19 protein-coding genes are annotated in these 16711 nt (G+C 69.5%); 8 read left to right on the top strand and 11 right to left on the bottom strand.

From position 1 onward, the window contains the following. The 7 genes from ABI385_RS17205 to ABI385_RS17175 all read right to left on the bottom strand — a co-directional run. A partial coding sequence (locus ABI385_RS17205; RefSeq protein ID WP_348104986.1) for an FAD-binding oxidoreductase occupies nt 1-737 on the bottom strand: 737 nt, incomplete at its 3' end. Next, a complete protein-coding gene (paaD, locus tag ABI385_RS17200) occupies nt 738-1247 on the bottom strand; it encodes a 1,2-phenylacetyl-CoA epoxidase subunit PaaD (protein ID WP_348104985.1) in 510 nt (169 codons plus the stop codon). It lies immediately after the preceding gene. A 26-nt stretch (nt 1248-1273) separates the two neighbouring features. After that, nucleotides 1274-2083 carry a 1,2-phenylacetyl-CoA epoxidase subunit PaaC gene (gene paaC, locus ABI385_RS17195; RefSeq protein WP_348104984.1) on the bottom strand — a complete coding sequence of 270 codons (810 nt, stop codon included), beginning with the start codon at nt 2081-2083 and terminating at the stop codon, nt 1274-1276. Between the two features lie 27 nt (nt 2084-2110). Beyond that, complete coding sequence (gene paaB / locus ABI385_RS17190; RefSeq protein WP_348104983.1) at nt 2111-2437, bottom strand: 1,2-phenylacetyl-CoA epoxidase subunit PaaB; 327 nt, start codon at nt 2435-2437, stop codon at nt 2111-2113. After that, nucleotides 2434-3489: a 1,2-phenylacetyl-CoA epoxidase subunit PaaA gene (paaA, locus tag ABI385_RS17185; RefSeq protein WP_348104982.1), complete on the bottom strand. Its 1056-nt coding sequence runs from the start codon at nt 3487-3489 to the stop codon at nt 2434-2436. The genes paaB and paaA overlap by 4 nt, the downstream gene beginning before the upstream one ends. Nucleotides 3490-3549: 60 nt before the next feature. Beyond that, nucleotides 3550-3978 carry a hypothetical protein gene (locus tag ABI385_RS17180; RefSeq protein ID WP_348104981.1) on the bottom strand — a complete coding sequence of 143 codons (429 nt, stop codon included), beginning with the start codon at nt 3976-3978 and terminating at the stop codon, nt 3550-3552. A gap of 1 nt (nt 3979) precedes the next feature. After that, nucleotides 3980-4276 (bottom strand): antibiotic biosynthesis monooxygenase, encoded by a 297-nt coding sequence (locus ABI385_RS17175; protein ID WP_348104980.1) that lies wholly within the window; start codon nt 4274-4276, stop codon nt 3980-3982. Between the two features lie 52 nt (nt 4277-4328). Between ABI385_RS17175 and ABI385_RS17170 the strand changes: the two genes are divergently transcribed. The 4 genes from ABI385_RS17170 (at nt 4329) to ABI385_RS17155 (ending at nt 6547) form a co-directional block, all read left to right on the top strand. Continuing rightward, a complete protein-coding gene (locus ABI385_RS17170; RefSeq protein WP_348104979.1) occupies nt 4329-4907 on the top strand; it encodes a GNAT family N-acetyltransferase in 579 nt (192 codons plus the stop codon). 63 nt (nt 4908-4970) lie between these two features. Beyond that, nucleotides 4971-5759: an AzlC family ABC transporter permease gene (locus tag ABI385_RS17165; RefSeq protein ID WP_348104978.1), complete on the top strand. Its 789-nt coding sequence runs from the start codon at nt 4971-4973 to the stop codon at nt 5757-5759. Further along, the gene (locus ABI385_RS17160) at nt 5756-6082 is read left to right on the top strand and encodes an AzlD domain-containing protein (RefSeq protein WP_348104977.1); all 327 of its coding nucleotides are present in this window, start codon (nt 5756-5758) and stop codon (nt 6080-6082) included. The genes ABI385_RS17165 and ABI385_RS17160 overlap by 4 nt, the downstream gene beginning before the upstream one ends. A gap of 45 nt (nt 6083-6127) precedes the next feature. Next, the gene (locus ABI385_RS17155) at nt 6128-6547 is read left to right on the top strand and encodes a VOC family protein (protein WP_348104976.1); all 420 of its coding nucleotides are present in this window, start codon (nt 6128-6130) and stop codon (nt 6545-6547) included. Between the two features lie 45 nt (nt 6548-6592). On the opposite strand, the gene dapB is transcribed toward ABI385_RS17155, so the two are convergent. After that, nucleotides 6593-7369 (bottom strand): 4-hydroxy-tetrahydrodipicolinate reductase, encoded by a 777-nt coding sequence (gene dapB / locus ABI385_RS17150; protein ID WP_348104975.1) that lies wholly within the window; start codon nt 7367-7369, stop codon nt 6593-6595. Between the two features lie 76 nt (nt 7370-7445). Between dapB and ABI385_RS17145 the strand changes: the two genes are divergently transcribed. The 3 genes from ABI385_RS17145 (at nt 7446) to ABI385_RS17135 (ending at nt 11679) form a co-directional block, all read left to right on the top strand. Further along, nucleotides 7446-9686 carry an alpha-galactosidase gene (locus ABI385_RS17145; protein ID WP_348104974.1) on the top strand — a complete coding sequence of 747 codons (2241 nt, stop codon included), beginning with the start codon at nt 7446-7448 and terminating at the stop codon, nt 9684-9686. A 9-nt stretch (nt 9687-9695) separates the two neighbouring features. Next, nucleotides 9696-10613, top strand: coding sequence for a hypothetical protein (locus ABI385_RS17140; RefSeq protein WP_348104973.1), 918 nt, complete (start codon nt 9696-9698; stop codon nt 10611-10613). A 94-nt stretch (nt 10614-10707) separates the two neighbouring features. Further along, nucleotides 10708-11679, top strand: coding sequence for a cytochrome c oxidase assembly protein (locus tag ABI385_RS17135; protein ID WP_348104972.1), 972 nt, complete (start codon nt 10708-10710; stop codon nt 11677-11679). A gap of 11 nt (nt 11680-11690) precedes the next feature. Here ABI385_RS17135 and ABI385_RS17130 read toward each other — a convergent pair whose 3' ends face one another. The 3 genes from ABI385_RS17130 to rpsO all read right to left on the bottom strand — a co-directional run bounded on the left by ABI385_RS17130 (nt 11691) and on the right by rpsO (nt 15297). Continuing rightward, complete coding sequence (locus ABI385_RS17130) at nt 11691-12458, bottom strand: glucose 1-dehydrogenase (RefSeq protein ID WP_348104971.1); 768 nt, start codon at nt 12456-12458, stop codon at nt 11691-11693. A 199-nt stretch (nt 12459-12657) separates the two neighbouring features. Continuing rightward, complete coding sequence (locus tag ABI385_RS17125; protein ID WP_348104987.1) at nt 12658-14913, bottom strand: polyribonucleotide nucleotidyltransferase; 2256 nt, start codon at nt 14911-14913, stop codon at nt 12658-12660. A 114-nt stretch (nt 14914-15027) separates the two neighbouring features. Next, complete coding sequence (gene rpsO, locus ABI385_RS17120; RefSeq protein ID WP_348104970.1) at nt 15028-15297, bottom strand: 30S ribosomal protein S15; 270 nt, start codon at nt 15295-15297, stop codon at nt 15028-15030. A gap of 181 nt (nt 15298-15478) precedes the next feature. On the opposite strand from rpsO, the gene ABI385_RS17115 reads away from it, so the two are divergent. Next, on the top strand, nt 15479-16711 hold the full coding sequence (locus tag ABI385_RS17115; protein ID WP_348104969.1) for a mandelate racemase/muconate lactonizing enzyme family protein: 1233 nt from the start codon (nt 15479-15481) through the stop codon (nt 16709-16711).

Here is a 16711-nt window from a genome sequence, read left to right as displayed (position 1 = left end):
AGCTCACGCAGCAGCGCCTCGGCATCGGTCACCATCCCGAACGGTCCGCAGAGATACCACTCGTCGACCGTCTCGACGGGGACCAGAAGGTCGAAGAGCCGACGCAGCCGGTCTGAGTCGAGCCGGCCGTGGAACAGCTCGACGTCCTGTGCCTCGCGGGAGAGCACGTTGACGAGATGGAACCGTCCCGGGAACCGGTTCTTCAGGTCCTCCAGCTCTTCGAGGAACATCACCGAGCTGGTCCGCCGGTTGCCGAACAGCAACGTCACCCGAGACAGCGGCTCCTGCTCGAGCGCCGTCGTGATCAGCGAGAGGACCGGCGTGATCCCCGAGCCCGCGGCGATCGCGACGTGGTGCCGGGACAGCTCAGGCTGCGTGGGGCAGGTGAAGCTGCCCATCGGGGTCATTACCTCGACCTCGTCGTCGGCACGCACGACCTCGTTCAGCCAGGTCGACATCCGCCCGCCCGGAACGACAGCGGACGCAACCCGAAGCGACCCTGCCTGCCCGTAGTTCCACGGCGACTGGCAGATCGAGTACGACTGGCGCACATCTGCGCCGTCGATCGTCGCGCGCAGGGTCAGATGCTGGCCGGGACGGAATGCGTACTCGTCCCACAGCTCGCGCGGAACCGCGAACCGGACCGCAACCGCTTCGTCGGTGAGTCGCTCCACCTCATGGATCCGCAGCGTATGGAAGGCGGCCCGCGCCCGAGGAGCCCTGGTGAGCAACGCCATTCAGATTGCCTTGAACTCGTCGAACGGCTCGCGGCAGTCCTCGCAGCGACGCAACGCCTTGCACGCCGTCGACCCGAAGTGAGCGATCTCGGTGGTGTGTGTCGAGCCGCACCGTGGGCAAGCGACCAGGCGTCTCACCAGGTCGACCGACACCGGCCCCCCGGTATGCGTCTGGGCTCGCCCAGGAGGGGCGATCCCCCACTCCCGCAATCGATCCCGGCCCTGCTCGGTCATCCAGTCGGTCGTCCACGCCGGGCTCAGCTGATGCCGCACGTGCGGCTCCCAACCGGCCCGACGGCATACCAGCTCGATCCGGTCCCGGATCGCCTCCATGGCCGGGCAGCCCGAGTAGGTGGGCGTGATGATGACCTCCACCGTCCCCGCGGCCTCGTCCGCGACGACATCTCGCAGGATGCCGAGGTCGGCGATCGACACCACGGGCACCTCGGGGTCAGGCACCTGCCCGATCGTCGCGAGCAGGTCGTCGAGAGCCACCCTTGTCGTCACCACGCCGTCACCACGCCATCACCACGTCGTCACCAGGTGGCACCCGGGTGCGAGCGCGCGATGTGCTGCATCTCGGCCAAGAGCGAACCCATCGGACGTGAGTGGACGCCCGCGCGGCCGCCGCGGGAGCGCCACGTCGGTGGGTCGGGCATCTGCAGGGTCGCCGCGGTGACGATGCGCTGAACCGTCGGCTCCGCAGAGCGCCGGATGACGGACGGCAGGGGTGCCAGGTCGGCGCAGACCGTGGCCACCGGGTCGTCCTCGAACAGCTCGTCGACGTAAGGCGCGACGGCGACGAGGGCGGCCTGCATCCGCGCGTGTGACTCGCGCGTGCCGTCTCCGAGCCGCGCGACCCACTGGGCGGCGTGGTCGAGGTGGTAGCGGACCTCTTTGACCCCCTTGCCCATCACCGCGTCGAGCACGGGCTCGGACGAACCCGCGGCCAGCAGCTCGACGCGAGCCGCCGAGAACCACAGCAGGCGTGCCATCTCGAACGCGAAGTCGCCGCGCTCCTGCTCCACGAGATGGATGTTGAACCAGTCCCGCTCGTCACGAAGCATGGCGAAGTCGTCCTCACCGCGCCCCGTACCGTCCAGCTCGCCGACCCGGCCATACAACACCCTCGCCTGACCCAGCAGGTCGAGGCTGATGTTGGCCAGCGCCATGTCCTCCTCGATCTGTGGCGCGTTCGTCAGCCACTCCCCCAGCCGCTGCGCGTAGACCATCGCGTCGTCGGCCAAGCCCATCAGGTACCTGGCGACGAGCGCATCGCCGGTCGGGAGGGCGTCGTCCACGGACCTCCCCGGAGACGGCACCGGTCCGCTCACCACATCGCTCACCCCCCGAGGCTACGGTCCTGCATCCAGTCAGAGGTACTCGACGTCGTCGGGCACGTCGTAGAACGTCGGGTGCCGGTAGACCTTGTCCGCGGCCGGGTCGAAGAAGGAGTCCTTCTCCCCCGGGCTGCTGGCGGTGATCGAGGCTGCCTCGACGACCCAGATCGAGACGCCCTCCTGCCGACGGGTGTAGACGTCCCGGGCGTTGCGTAGTGCCATCGTCGCGTCCGGTGCGTGCAACGACCCCGCGTGCACGTGCGACAGACCACGCTTGGGACGGACGAATACCTCCCACAAAGGCCAGCTGCGTTCAGCCGCAACCGTTCCCGAGCTCGTAGGCGTACCAGCCTCAGTCACGCGGCAGATCCTTGCCGCTCCCGGTCTGTCTGCTTTGTGGCGTACGCGTTCGCCGCCTCCCGCACCCAGGCACCCTCGTCGTGGGCGAGGCGCCGGTGGGCGATCCGTTCGGCGTTGCACGGCCCGTCGCCGCGCAGCACCCGCCAGAACTCGGCCCAGTCGATGACGCCGAAGTCCCAGTGGCCGCGTTCCTCGTTCCAGCGCAGGTCGGGGTCTGGCAGGGTCAGGCCGAGCCGGTCTGCCTGCGCCACCATCATGTCGACGAAGCGCTGACGCAGCTCGTCGTTGCTGAACCGCTTGATGCCCCAGGCCATCGACTGCTCGGTGTGGCCCCCCTTGGCCGCCGCCTCACCAGTGTCCGGCGGTCCGAACATCATCAGCGCCGGCCACCACCACCGGTTGGCCGCGTCCTGCGCCATGGCCCGCTGGCCATCGGTCCCCCGCATCAGGTTCCAGAGGATCTCGAAGCCCTGTCGCTGATGGAACGACTCCTCCTTGCAGACGCGGATCATCGCGCGCGCATATGGACCGTAGGAGCAGCGGCAGAGCGGCACCTGGTTCATGATCGCGGCGCCGTCGACGAGCCACCCGATCGCACCGCAGTCGGCCCAGGTCAGCGTCGGGTAGTTGAAGATCGACGAGTACTTCTGCTTGCCGCTGTGCAGCATGTCGAGCAGCTCGGCACGGTCGATACCGAGGGTCTCGGCGGCGGAGTAGAGGTATAAGCCGTGGCCGGCCTCGTCCTGGACCTTGGCAATAAGGATCGCCTTGCGGCGCAACGACGGAGCCCGCGTGATCCAGGCACCTTCGGGTTGCATCCCGATGATCTCGGAGTGCGCGTGCTGGGCGATCTGACGGATCAGCGTGCTGCGGTATGCGTCGGGCATCTCGTCACGCGGCTCCACCCGCTGGTCCGCCGCGATCAACGCGGCGAACGACGACGTCTCGTCTCGCTGTTCGCTGGCGCGTCCCGCGGCGACCGACTCGTCGAAGTCGGGAGTCTCCGACGCGTTGAGTGCTTCGTCGGGACTGAGGACGTCGTTGCCGTACATGCCGCCAGTATCCCCCCGACCACCACTCTCAGGCACACCCAGCTGCGCTCACGCAGCGGATCACGGCTTGGAGTCGATGTACCAGGTCCCGTCCAGCCGGACCAGGTCGATGTCGTTCTCGTAGCCCGACGGCACGTTGCTGATCTGCGACTTGGTCACCGTCGCCTTGTCGCCGTCGATCTGCGCGCCGGTGACCTTGGCCGTCTTGAGCCGGGTCAGGTCGGCCGGGTCGGTGATGTCACCGAGCACGCTCTCCAGCCCCACCTTGCACTGAGCGAAAGCGTCACCCACCAGCGCCTTCCCGCCCGTCGACACCTGCGAGCACGCTGCGCTCGCGTCCTGGTTGCCGAGCGCGTGCATGAACGCCTCGACTGTCGTCGTGGGCGACGACGACCCCTGCGCCGTGGTGTCGCCGCCGCTGCAGGCCGCCATGCCCACCACCAGCAGGGCGGCGGCACCGAGCGCGGCGGCGGGCTTGACGATGCCCACGTCAGCGAGGTTCGATCGTGACGTAGTGCTCGACGACGGGAAACGGGTCGTAGAAGTGGTGCAGCAGGTCGCGCCAGCGTGCATACTCCGGCGAGGACCGGAAACCCTCGGTGTGGTCCTCGAGCGTCTCCCACTCGACGAGCAGCAGGTAGGTGCTCGGTGACTCGATCGAGCGGGACAGGGACAGCGTCCGGAAACCCGGCATCGATGCGATGATCGGTCGCGCGACGTCGAAGGCAGCCTCGAACTCGGACTCCCGGCCGGCGATGACGGGCAGCAGCGCGTGTTCTCGGACCATGCGCTGAGTCTCTCTCATCGCGGCGACGTGGCGCGCCTGCGACCATGACGGCATGCCCCACCTGCACCCTCATGCGCACCCGCCCGTCGCCGACGCCAGCGTCCGGCTCGCTAACCCCGCGGACGCGTCCGCGATCGGGAGCGTCCAGGCACACCTATGGCGCGACCTGTATGCCGGCGTGCTGCCGGAGGAGGTGCTTGCCGGTTTCGAGGCCCGGGCCTTCGCCGACGTCTGGGCCAGCTCGCTGACGTCGCCGCCCTCCGGGGCGCACCGGGCGCTCGTGGCCTGCTCCGGCCTCGAGGTCGTGGGGTTCGCAGCCGTGGGTCCCTCGGTCGACCCTGACGCGACGGACGTCGACGCCGAGGTGCTCGTCCTCGGGGTCGAGAGCGGGTCGCGGCGCCAGGGCCACGGTTCCCGCCTGGTCAACGCCGCTGCTGACACGGCCCGAGGGTCCGGGTTCGGGCGGCTGCGCGCCTGGGTGCCGCAGGCAGCCTCAGACCCGTCGGAGCTGGCGGTCTTCCTGAGCTCGGCGGGCTTCGAGGCCGACGGGGCCTTGCGGGACCGCGTGGTCGGGCCCGACGACGCGGACCTACAGCACGAGATCCGGGTCATCGCAACGCTCCCCGAGTAGACGCCCGCTGAGACCGGCGTCCGGATGGGTCTGGTCGACGAGGGCCCGACCGACTCTGCAACGATGCCCGGTATGCCCGACGACGCCTCGCGCGCGCTCAAGGCGCGGTCGCTGTCGGTGGGACTGGCGACGAGCGCGTACGGCGTGAGCTTCGGGGCGGTCTCCGTCGCGTCCGGGCTGAGCGTGTGGCAGACCGTGGTCCTGTCGCTGCTGCTGTTCAGCGGAGGTTCGCAGTACGCCCTCGTCGGTATCCTCGGCGCAGGCGGCAGCGGGGTGGCGGCCATCGCCACCTCGAGCCTGCTCGGAGTCCGCAACGGGCTGTACGCGCTGCAGGTGTCGAGGATCCTCCAGGTCACCGGGCTACGACGACTGCTGGCCGCCCAGCTGACCATCGACGAGTCGACCGCGGTGGCGATCGGGCAGCCGAACCCAGACGACCAGCGACGGGGGTTCTGGCTGACCGGTGTCGTCGTCTACCTCGGCTGGAACGTGACGACCCTGCTCGGGGCGTTGCTCGGCAACGCCCTCGGGGACCCCAAGGTCTATGGGTTCGACGCAGCGGCGGCCGCCGCCTTCTGCGCGCTGCTCTGGCCCCGGCTACGCGGTCGTGACGCGGCCGCCGTCGCCGCGTTGGCCGCCCTGTTCGCGGTCCTGCTCATCCCCGCGGCTCCCGCGGGCGTGCCCGTCCTGGTCGCGGCCCTCGCCGCGCTGGTTGTCGGGCTGCTCCCGCGGCGCGGAGACTCGGATGCCGGAGTCACCGGGCCGACCGGTCTAGCACGACGGGCCGGCGACGGACGGCGCTGCGACGGACGGGCCGGCAGACGGGCCGGCAGCGCGGAGGGGGCATCGTGAACCAGTGGGTCACGGTCCTGCTCGCGTGCCTACTGGCTTACCTGCTCAAGCTCGCCGGTTACCTCGTGCCAGGCCAGGTGCTCTCGGGAGCCCGGGTGCGCCGGGTCACCGGGCTGCTGCCCGTCGCCCTGCTCACCGCCCTCGTCGTGGTCCAGACGTTCGCGACATCGGGTCCGGCCGGGCCGGGGCTGACGATCGACGCGCGCGCGGCAGGTCTCGCGGTGGCCGTCGTCGCCCTGCTGCTGCGCGCACCGTTCCTCGTCGTGGTCATCCTCGGCGCCGCGACGGCCGCATTGCTGCGACATTTCGGCTGGGCGTCCTGAGCCGCCCCGAGCCGTGTGTCGGCGCTCGCATCTAGCGTGCACATCATGGAACAGCGACTCAGTCTCGTCACCCTTGGTGTATCCGATCTCGACCGCGCGCGGGAGTTCTACGAACGTCTCGGTTGGCGCCCCACCGGACCGACGCAGGACGTGGTGTTCTTCCAGACGGGAGGGATGGTGGTCGGGCTGTGGGGCCGCGCGGAGCTAGCACAGGACACGGGTGTGACGGACGGCGGCGGTTGGGGCGGCGTCACGCTCGCGCACAACCTGCGCTCGCCAGATGAGGTCGACGCCCTGCTGACCGAGGTGGAGGCCGCGGGTGGCACAATCCGCCGGTCCGGCACGGCCACCGAGTGGGGCGGTTACTCCGGGGTCTTCGCCGACCTCGACGGACACTGCTGGGAGGTGGCCCACAACCCGTTCTGGACCATCACCGATGACGGGCGGACACTGCTCGCGACCTGAGACCTCGTCAGGTCGCCGGGTCCAGTCAGGTCGTCACCTGTCCAGTCACGCCAGCCCGAGGTAGTGCTCCAGCCCGACCGTGAGGCCGGGGTGGTCGCCGACCCGGCGAACTCCCTCGAGCACGCCCGGCATGAACGACGTCCGGTCGAACGAGTCGTGCCGGATGGTCAGCTGTTCGCCGACGTTGCCGAGCAGCACCTCCTGGTGCGCGACGAGCCCACGCAGACGGACCGAGTGCACCGGTATGCCTGCCACCCTCGCCCCGCGGGCACCGTCCGGGTCCACCCGGGTCGCGTCGGGCACCTGCCCGAGGCCGGCGTCCGCGCGGGCTGTGGCGACGAGCCGCGCCGTACGCGCAGCCGTCCCCGAGGGGGCGTCGACCTTGTCGGGGTGGTGCAGCTCGATGATCTCCACCGACTCGTAGAACCGGGCGGCCTGCGCGGCGAAGCCCATCATCAGGACCGCACCGATCGCGAAGTTCGGCGCGACGAGGACTCCCACACCCGTCCCCGATCGCGATGGCGGTGCCAGGGAGATCTGGTCGACCAGGCGTTCGAGCCGCGGCTCGTCCCATCCGGTCGTTCCCACGACGACGTGCACGCCCTGGGCGACGCACCGGGCAACGTTGTCCGGCGACGCGTCCGGAACCGAGAACTCGACGACGACGTCGGCGCCGCCCAGGTCGCCGAGCGCGTCGGCCACGTCGTAGGCCGCGACGAGGTGCAGGTCACCGGCCCCTTCGACGGCCTGGCACACCTGGGTGCCCATCCGACCCCCGGCACCCACCACGGCAACAGCGAGCGGGCGGGTCGTTTCGGTCACGGTCGGGAGCCTAACGGGCCGTCACTGGGCGAACCCCGGTCACCTCGAGAGGGCCGGCCTGACAGACTGCTGTCCCATGTCTACCGGTTCGTTGGTGGGTGTCGACCGCCCCGAGTCAGGTGCCCCAACCCGAGTCCCCGTGGCTGCCGCGCAAACGGCCGTGCAGCTGGAGTGCGCCGGAGTCGGGGTACTCCTGTCCGTCCGAGACGGACGACTTCCAGAGGTGGCTCACTGGGGACCGGCCCTCGGCCGGTTGGACGCCGCCGGAGCAGACGCACTAGTGGGGGCCCAAGAGCAGCGAGTCGGACCGAACACGGTGGGCGTCCCCGTTCGCGTCGCCCTGCTGCCCGAGGCCGGCACCGGGTGGACCGGCAGACCTGGACTCTCCGGATCGCGCGACGGCGCTGGATGGTCGCCGCGGTTCGACGTGCACGAGGTCACGCTCGACGGCGCGCCGGTCGAGGGATTCGCCAGCGCCGGCTCCGGTGTCGTCCAGTTCGCGGCGACCGACGGGGAGCTCGGTCTCGACCTGCTGCTGACCATGGAGCTCACCCAGTCGGGGGTGTTGCGCTCGCGGGCGCGGCTCACCAACGCCCGGCCGGAGCCATACGAGGTCAACGACCTGGTGCTGGCCTACCCCGTCCCTGCCGAGGCCGCGGAGCTGCTGGACTTCGCGGGTCGGTGGGGTCACGAGCGTGTCGCGCAGCGGAGCACCTTCACGGTCGGCACTCATCTGCGCGAAGGACGCCGGGGGCGCACAGGAGCCGATGCTGCCTACGTGCTCCATGCCGGCACACCGGGGTTCGGGTTCGCCGACGGCGATGTGTATGCCGTCCACACGGCCTGGAGTGGCAACCACACCCACTACGCGGAGCGGGTCTTCGGCGGCGAGCGGGTCCTCGGTGGGGGCGAGTTGCTCCTGCCCGGCGAGGTCATGCTCGGCGAGGGTCAGTCCTACGAGAGCCCGTGGGTCTACGCCGCGTTCGGACGCGGTTTGGACGAGGTCGCGCGCCGGTTCCACCGGTTGCTGCGAGCCCGTCCCGCGGGCGGGCTGTCCGTCGAGCGTCCCGTCACCATCAACGTCTGGGAGGCGGTCTACTTCGACCACGACGCCGACCGTTTGACGGACCTGGCAGAGCGGGCCGCAGCTCTCGGTGTCGAGCGGTACGTCCTGGACGACGGCTGGTTCGGCGCGCGTCGGAACGACCACGCGGGTCTCGGCGACTGGGTCGTCTCGCCGGACGTCTGGCCGAACGGCCTACACCCTCTGGTCGACCGGGTCCGTGAGCTCGGGATGCAGTTCGGGCTGTGGTTCGAGCCGGAGATGGTCAACGTCGACAGCGAGGTCGTGCGCGCCCATCCCGACTGGGTCATGGCCGCCCGGTCGGAGCTCCCCGTCGAGTCGCGCTTCCAACAGGTGCTCGACCTCGCGATCCCCGAGGCGTTCGGCTACGTCCTGGGACAGATGAGCGCCATCCTCGACGAGTACGACATCGGCTACATCAAGTGGGACCACAACCGCGACCTGGTCGAGGCCGGGGACCAGACCCGTGGTGGTCGTCCCGCGGTGCACGACCAGACGTTGGCGTTCTACCGTCTCGTCGACGCGCTGAAGGCGGCGCACCCGGGGCTGGAGATCGAGTCCTGCTCCTCCGGAGGGGCGCGTGTCGACCTGGAGGTCATGCAGCACACCGACCGGGTCTGGGTCTCGGACTGCAACGACCCGCTTGAACGTCAGGACATGATGCGCTGGACCGGACAGCTGCTGCCTCCGGAGTTCCTAGGCGCCCACATCGCATCGGGGCGATCGCACACCACCGGCCGCGTGCACGATCTCGGGTTCCGCGCCGCTACAGCGGTGTTCGGTCATCTGGGGATCGAGTGGGACCTGGCCAACGCGTCGCCGCGCGAGCTCGACGACCTGAGGGCCTGGGTGACCTTCTTCAAGGAGCACCGCGGCTTGCTCATGCGCGGCGACGTGGTGCGCATGGACGGGTTCGACGACCACCTCCGCGTCCACGGAGTCGTCGCGTCGGACCAGTCGGAGGCGGTCTTCGCGATGGTGACGACAGGCAGCCTCGACGCGTCCCCCGGGCCACGGTTGCGGTTCCGCGGGCTGGACCCGAACCGCGACTACCTCCTGCGTCCGCTGCTCGTCGGGACACCGCCGGGGGGGCTCGAGCCAGCCCGCTGGTGGGGGGCGGCGCCAGCATACCCGGGAGCGGTGTTCCGCGGTTCCACCCTCGAACACGTAGGTGTGGCAGCGCCGAAGCTCTTCCCGGACCAGGCAGTGCTCTTCCACGCGTTTCGGGCCTGAGGCTCACAGATGGACCTTGATGCGGCGGTGAGCGAGCTCTACTCACTGGCTCCTGACGCGTTCCTCCACGCCCGGCGTGACCTGGCAGCAAGGGCGAAGGCGGCCAAGGACACCGGCCTCGCCAAGGCGATCGAGTCGGTCCGCAAGCCGACCGCTGCGGCCTGGGCCGTCAACCAGGTCGTTCGCGGGAGGCCATCTGACATCGAGCGTCTGCTCGAGCTGGCCGAGGCCCTGCAGGGCGCCCAGGAGTCGATGGACGGGGCGGCCCTCAAGCGGTTCGGACGCGAGCGGTCGACGCTCGTCGACGCGCTCGTTCGCACAACCGGAGAGGTCGTCGACGACGCCGGCGGCTCTTTGTCGGCCGCGGTCGCGGCTCAGGTCCGCGACACGTTCGTGGCGGCGCTCGCGACCTCCCCCGCTGCCGAGGCGGTCGCCTCCGGCCATCTGACGCGAGCCCTGTCCTACGCAGGCTTCGGAGAGGTCGACCTCTCCGAAGCCACGGCGGCACCCGCGCCGGCTCGCCGTCCCGCCCTGCGGGTCATCGCCGGCGGTGGTGGCAAGGACACCCCACGCCGGGGCGCAGCTGTCGCACCGGAGTCCGTCCCCGAGAAGCCGCCTCGACCAGACCCAGCCCTGGTGAAACGGCTCCAGGTGGCCGCGAAGCGCTCGCGGGAGACAATGTCCGCCGCAGCCAAAGCCGGCGACGCGCTCTCGGAAGCAACGGAGGCGCTGACCTCGCTCGACGAACAGATCGGCGATCTGGACGCCCGGCTGATCGAGGCTCGCTCGGGGCGAGATGTTCTCGTCACGGCGCGCCGTGACGCGGCCGCGGCGAACAAGGCCGCCGAGCGCACCCTGCGGGCCGCCCTGGCCGAGGTGGACCAGATCCGCGCGCAGCTGCCTGACGACCCCGAGGACGACGGATAAGTCGCAGCTCCCTGCACGTCGTTGTGCGACATCCGGCACTGGAATCCCGTGGCACTGACATCGAACGCTCAGGTGCGACGCCGAGCATGGGCTCATGCCGCCGCTCGCCGTCCTCGACGCGAGTGACTTCCTGACCGCGTGGACGGCCTGGCCGCCGGGGATCCTGGTCCTCGCAGTCGTGGTCGTGCCCTACCTCGTCTGGTGGCGTCAGGCGGCTCGACGGGGTGCTCGATGGCCGTGGTGGCGGTCGCTCCTCTACCTCGCGGCCGGGGCGGGCACCCTGGCCTACTGCGTGTGCGGACCCCTGCAGGTCGAGCGCACCAGCCGGTTCTGGGTCGCGGCGTTGCAGGTGGGCATCCTCGCCAGCGTGACCCCGGTCGGTCTCGCCCTCGGCGACCCGGTCCGGCTGCGGTCCCTGACCAGGCCAGGCAGGCATACCGGAAGTCCCTCCGGCGCAGCCGGAGTGATTTTGCGCGTGCTGATGTTCCCGGTCGTCAGCTCGTTCTTGGCGATCGGGTCCCTGATGGCCGTCTTCTACTCGCCGTACTTCGAGGCATCGACGAGGTCGACGCTGGTCGAGGCCGTGCTGGTCGTCCACCTGCTCGTGACGGGTCTGCTGTTCGTCCTGCCCCTTCTCGTGGAGGAGCTGCTGCCCCGGTGGGCGTCGCCTGGCGTCCGCGCGCTGATCGCGTTCGGCGACGGCCTGCTCGACGCGATCCCGGGGATCGCCCTGATGAGCACGAGCAGCCTGCTGTTTCCGGGCTTCCCGGCGTTCGCGAGCCTGGGAGTGGACGATGCGCTGATGGACCAGCGGACCGGTGGCGGGGTCCTGCTCGGGGTCTCGGAGATGGTGGGACTGCCGCTCATCGCGGCCGTTCTCATCGAGTGGGTGCGTTCCGACGACCGGGAGGCGCGCGAGAGCGACGCCCTCGCCGACTCCATCGCCGACTCCATCGCCAACTCCGTCACGGTTGCGGACGCGGTCGAGCCCGCCACCGGCCTGTGGTGGCAGTCCGACCCCCGGTTCGCCGACCGCTACCGCGCCAGGGGCGACCGGGACGGCTGACGGATCCGCTCTCAGAACGCGGTGTAGCCCCCATCGGCGACGAGCACCGAGCCGGTCACGAAGGACGAGGCGTCGCTGGCGAGGAACACCACGGCCGGCGCAAGCTCCTCGACCGTCCCGTACCGCCGCATCGGCGCGTCCTCGATCCAGTTCTGCCGGAACCGTGGGTCGTCCACGGGCGACATATCGGTGCGGATGTACCCAGGGGCCAACGCGTTCACCCGCACGCCATACGGACCCCACTCCGCCGCAAGGCTGCGGGTCAGGTGGTGAACGGCAGCCTTGGACGCGTTGTACGCCGGCTGCCACTGAGGACGATTGACGATCATCCCGGACATCGACCCGATGTTGACGATCGTCCCGGACCGCTGCTCGACGAAGTGGCGCCCGAAGGTCTGCGAGCACCGCCACACGGCGTCGACGTTGACGTCCATGACGTGCCGCCAGTCGTCCGGGGTGACGTCGAGGGCGGGGGCGTGCACGCACGCGCCGGCGTTGTTGACCAGGATGTCGACCCGCCCGTATGCGTCGAGTGTCGCCTCGAGCGCGCCTCTCACGTCGTCCTGGCGCGTGACGTCGGCAACGACGAACCGAACGTCAGCCCCCTTGTCTCGCAACCGGTCCAGCACGATCTCGGCAGCCTCGACGTCTCGCCCGACGATCATGAGCTTGGCACCAGCGTCGCCCAGCGCCTCGGCAAAACCCGCCCCGAGTCCTCGGGTACCGCCGGTGACGACCGCCACACGTCCATCGAGAGAGAACGACGCCATCGTGTCCATGACCGACACCCTTTCACGGGGCCAGTAGCCCTGATGAATGCCGCCTGCGGGACTGTGCGCACACCGCACGCCTGCGCGCATCTCGCGGACCGAGGCCAGTCAGCTGGGTGGGGAGACAGAACGGAACGACCCGGCATACCGCTCCGCAGAGCGGGTATGCCGGGCCGTCCGGTTCATGCGGGTGATGCGTGGTGGTGCCTCAGGCGTTGGCCGGCTCCGGGTTGGAGACCTCAGCTGCGCCGTCAGCGCCCTCGGCCATCACGGCCGCCAACGAGAGCTTGCCGCGCGGGTCGATCTCCTTGAGCTCGACCTGGACCTTCTGGCCGATCTTGAGGACGTCGTCGACGTTGTCGATCCGCTTGCCGCCGACGAGCTTGCGCACCTCGGAGATGTGCAGCAGGCCGTCCTTACCGGGCAGGAGCGAGATGAACGCACCGAAGGTGGTCGTCTTGACGACGGTCCCCATGAAGCGCTCACCGACCTCGGGCATCTGCGGGTTGGCGATCGCGTTGACCGCCGCCCGAGCCGCCTCGGCGGAGGCGCCGTCGACCGCGCCGATGTAGACGGTCCCGTCGTCCTCGATCGAGATGTCCGCACCCGTGTCGTCCTGGATCTGGTTGATCATCTTGCCCTTCGGGCCGATCACCTCACCGATCTTGTCGACCGGGACCTGCACCGTGATGATCCGCGGCGCGTACTGCGACATCTCGTCGGGCACGTCGATGGCCTCGGCCATCACCTCGAGAATGTGCAGCCGGGCCTCCTTGGCCTGGGTCAACGCACTCGCGAGCACCGAGGCGGGGATGCCGTCGAGCTTGGTGTCCAGCTGGATCGCGGTGACGAACTCCTTGGTGCCGGCGACCTTGAAGTCCATGTCACCGAACGCGTCCTCCGCGCCGAGGATGTCAGTAAGGGCCGCATACTTCGTCTCGCCGTCGACCGCGTCGGAGACCAGACCCATGGCGATGCCGGCGACCGGGGCGCGCAGCGGCACACCGGCGTTGAGCAGCGACAGGGTAGACGCGCAGACCGAGCCCATCGACGTCGAGCCGTTGGAGCTGAGCGCCTCGGACACCTGACGGATCGCGTAGGGGAACTCCTCACGCGTCGGCAGCACCGGCATGAGAGCACGCTCGGCGAGCGCTCCGTGGCCGATCTCGCGACGCTTCGGCGACCCGACCCGACCGGTCTCACCGGTGCTGTAGGGCGGGACGTTGTAGTTGTGCATGTAGCGCTTGCGCTTCACCGGCGACAACGTGTCGAGCTGCTGCTCCATCTTCAGCATGTTCAGCGTGGTGACACCCATGATCTGGGTCTCGCCGCGCTCGAAGATCGCCGAGCCGTGCACCCGCGGGAGCACCTCGACCTCGGCCGACAGCGCGCGGATGTCCCGCAGTCCGCGACCGTCGATGCGGACACCGTCGGTGAGGATGCGCTGCCGGATGAGCTTCTTCTGTACCGACCGGTATGCGGCCGACAGCTCCTTCTCGCGGCCGGCGTAGGCGTCCTCGAGGGACCCCTTCATGGTGGCCTTGATCTCGTCGATGCGGTCCTCACGCTCGGCCTTGCCGGCGATCTGCAGCGCCTGCTCGAGGTCGGCCATCACGGCCGACTCGACCGCGGCATACGCGTCGTCGTTGTAGTCGAGGAAGACCGGGAAGTCCTCCACCGGCTTGGCCGCGCCTGCGGCCAGCTCGGACTGTGCCTTGCACAGCTGGGCGATGAACTTCTTGGACGCCTCGAGGCCCTCGGCGACGACCTGCTCGGTCGGCGCGCCGACACCCTGGTTCGTGACCAGGTCCCACGTGCTGTCCGTGGCTTCGGCCTCGACCATCATGATCGCGACGTCCTCGGAGCCATCAGTGTCGTGGCTGCCCGGCACCACGCGACCGGCGACAACCATGTCGAACACCGACTTCGGGCTGTCGGAGAAGTTCGGGAAGGCGACCCACTGGCCGTCGATCAAGGAGACGCGGACCCCGCCGACCGGGCCGGAGAACGGCAGGCCGGAGATCTGCGTGGAGGCGCTCGCGGCGTTGATGGCGAGCACGTCGTACTGGTGGTCGGGGTTCAGCGCGAACACCGAGATGATGACCTGGACCTCGTTGCGCAGCCCCTTGGTGAAGGTCGGGCGCAGCGGGCGGTCGATGAGCCGGCACGTGAGGATGGCCTCGGTCGAGGGCCGACCCTCACGACGGAAGAACGAACCGGGGATCTTGCCGATGGCGTACATGCGCTCTTCGACGTCCACGGTCAGGGGGAAGAAGTCGAACTGGTCCTTGGGCTGCTTGCCCGCAGAGGTGGTGCTCAACAGCATGGTGTCGTCGTCGAGGTAGGCCGTGACGGCTCCCCCGGCCTGACGAGCGAGGCGCCCGGTCTCGAACCGGACGGTGCGGGTGCCGAAGCGGCCGTTGTCGATGACGGCTTCGGCGAAGGTGATCTCTGGACCCTCCAATGGGTCCTCCATTTCTCTGTGTGCTACCCGGTGCATCGTCGTTGTGCCCGGGGCATTTCATGCGAGAGGGCGACCTTCGCGTCCAGATGGAGCGAGGGCCGCCCTGTCACAGGCTTATCGGCGCAGGCCGAGGCGCTTGATCAGCGCGCGGTAGCGCTCGACATCGGTGGCCTCGAGGTAGCGCAGCATCCGCTTGCGACGACCGACGAGCAGCAGCAGTCCGCGGCGGCTGTGGTGGTCGTGCTTGTGGGCCCGCGAGTGCTCGGTGAGGTCCTTGATGCGCTGCGTGAGCATCGCGATCTGGACCTCGGGGGAACCGGTGTCACCTGGGGCGGTGGCGTAGTCGGTCATGATCTTCTGCTTGACGTCAGACTCCAAAGGCATGGATGAACCGACTCCTTCTGTTTCTCGTTGCGCGGTGCACCAGGGCATATCCACCTGGGCGCTCTCGAATCCGCGGCCGTCGCACGGCATTACCCACGATATCAGCGCGGCGAAGTGGACCCTAATCAGCGCTTCAGCCACGCCGGTTGACATGAAACGTCGTTTCAGCAACGCTGGCACCTTGCGTATCGCTGACGTCCGGACCGTCCTGCTCACGGGTCCCTGCACGGATGACCCCTGGCTTTCGGTCTTCAAGCAGAGTCGCAGCGTGGCACTGGTGGAGATCGAGACCAGCGCCGGGACGATCGGCCTCGGCGAGACGTATGCCGGTTACTTCTTCCCCGAGTCGGTCCCTCTCGTCGTGGACTACCTGCGGCCGATCCTGCTCGCCCTGGACGACGTGGACCGGGCCGACTTCGAGGTGCGGGAGGTCGTCGCTCGGATGCGCACCTGTTTCCAGTATTGGGGACGGGTCGGGCTGGGGGCGGCCGTGCTGGCGGGCATCGAGGGAGCGCTGTGGGATCTCGTCGGCAAGCTCCGCGGCCTGCCGGTCCACCGCCTGCTCAGCGCCGATGCCCCGCCGAGCCTTCCGGCGTATGCGACGGGCGGGCCGTCGCCGTGGCCGCCGGACCACCTCGTGCGCAAGGTCGAGTTCTACCTCGGGCTGGGGTTTCAAGCCGTCAAGCTCAGCTCGGGCTACCTCGACTCGACCACCCGCGACGAGGTCGGTCGACCCGGACGGGAGGCGGCGGTCGAGACGGAGGTCGGCAAGGCCGCCCTGTTGCGAGAGACCTTCGGCGCCGGCGTCAGCCTGCTCCTCGACGGGCACATGGGCCACCGCGAAGGCCCGGAGCGCTGGGACGTCGACACGGCCGGGGCGGTGCTGCGTGCTCTCGAACCCTTCGAGTTAGTCCTTTTCGAGGAGCCACTCCCCTATGACGACATAGCGGGCTACGCGACTCTCACAGCGGAAAGCGCCATTCCCGTGGCGGGCGGGGAACAGCTCTCCACCGTGGCCGAGTTCGCCGCGTTCGCGGAGCGTGACGCCTTCGCGGTCGCCCAACCCGATGCCGCCTGGCTGGGGATCGACGGGTTCGTCCGTACGGCAACGCTGTTCGACGAGCGCGGGCGGCACGTTGCCCCGCACGCCTGGTCCGGGGGGGTCGGCGTGATGCAGAACGTCCACGCCGCGTTCGCCTGTCCCAACACCCTGACCGTCGAGGTGCCCCCGGCTGCCGGGCCCCTGCATACCGAGCTGTGGGGCGACTCCCTCCAGCTGCACGGCGGGCGTGTCCTGCGTCCCCAGGCCCCCGGTCTCGGCGTCGAGCTCACCGACAAGACTCGCGCTGCCTACCCGTTCCGCGCCGGCGCCGAGGAGTTCTCGAGTGTCCCCGGCAAGGTGATGAGGAGCTGA

Source organism: Lapillicoccus sp. (assembly GCF_039935575.1).
In the GTDB taxonomy this organism is placed as follows: domain Bacteria; phylum Actinomycetota; class Actinomycetes; order Actinomycetales; family Dermatophilaceae; genus Lapillicoccus.
This window is presented reverse-complemented; position numbering and strand designations above follow the sequence as displayed.

Coding starts and splice junctions, on each gene's coding strand:
- ABI385_RS17140 (WP_348104973.1), top strand. CDS start 9,696: ATGGACCTTGATGCGGCGGTGAGCGAGCTCTACTCACTGGCTCCTGAC.
- ABI385_RS17165 (WP_348104978.1), top strand. CDS start 4,971: ATGCCCGGTATGCCCGACGACGCCTCGCGCGCGCTCAAGGCGCGGTCG.
- ABI385_RS17155 (WP_348104976.1), top strand. CDS start 6,128: ATGGAACAGCGACTCAGTCTCGTCACCCTTGGTGTATCCGATCTCGAC.
- rpsO (WP_348104970.1), bottom strand. CDS start 15,297: ATGCCTTTGGAGTCTGACGTCAAGCAGAAGATCATGACCGACTACGCC.
- ABI385_RS17135 (WP_348104972.1), top strand. CDS start 10,708: ATGCCGCCGCTCGCCGTCCTCGACGCGAGTGACTTCCTGACCGCGTGG.
- paaA (WP_348104982.1), bottom strand. CDS start 3,489: ATGTACGGCAACGACGTCCTCAGTCCCGACGAAGCACTCAACGCGTCG.
- ABI385_RS17130 (WP_348104971.1), bottom strand. CDS start 12,458: ATGGACACGATGGCGTCGTTCTCTCTCGATGGACGTGTGGCGGTCGTC.
- ABI385_RS17145 (WP_348104974.1), top strand. CDS start 7,446: ATGTCTACCGGTTCGTTGGTGGGTGTCGACCGCCCCGAGTCAGGTGCC.
- ABI385_RS17170 (WP_348104979.1), top strand. CDS start 4,329: ATGCCCCACCTGCACCCTCATGCGCACCCGCCCGTCGCCGACGCCAGC.
- ABI385_RS17175 (WP_348104980.1), bottom strand. CDS start 4,276: ATGGTCCGAGAACACGCGCTGCTGCCCGTCATCGCCGGCCGGGAGTCC.